Here is a 329-nt window from a genome sequence, read left to right as displayed (position 1 = left end):
GCACGCCATCCGCATACACCTGTGCCACGGCCGACACCATCTGGTGGAGGTTTCCCTCACCACGACGCAACGTGCCCACCGCCGTCGCAGTGTCCTCGCGCTGTTCCACAATGTCCTGGACTGCGGGAAGCAACACCGGATGCGGACCGACCTCAACCACCGCGCTGGCACGGGCATCCAAAGCAGCCGTGAGAGCCTTCTCAAACAACACCGTATTCCGAAGATTCCGGTACCAGTACTCCGCGCCCCACTCCCCGGTGTCCATGAGCTCTCCGGTCACCGACGAATACACCGGCACCACAGACGACTGCGGGGTAATCGGCGCGAGG

General features: G+C 63.5%; 1 protein-coding gene. It reads right to left on the bottom strand.

Translation table 11 applies throughout. The features are described 5' to 3' along the window. Nucleotides 1-265 (bottom strand): acyltransferase domain-containing protein (locus O5O46_RS35190; RefSeq protein ID WP_269859759.1); only part of this gene is annotated, 265 nt, incomplete at its 3' end. Between the last annotated feature and the right edge of the window lie 64 nt (nt 266-329).

The sequence above is a fragment of the Streptomyces sp. RPT161 genome, assembly GCF_027533845.1.
Taxonomy (GTDB): domain Bacteria; phylum Actinomycetota; class Actinomycetes; order Streptomycetales; family Streptomycetaceae; genus Streptantibioticus_A; species Streptantibioticus_A silvisoli_A.
This window is presented reverse-complemented; position numbering and strand designations above follow the sequence as displayed.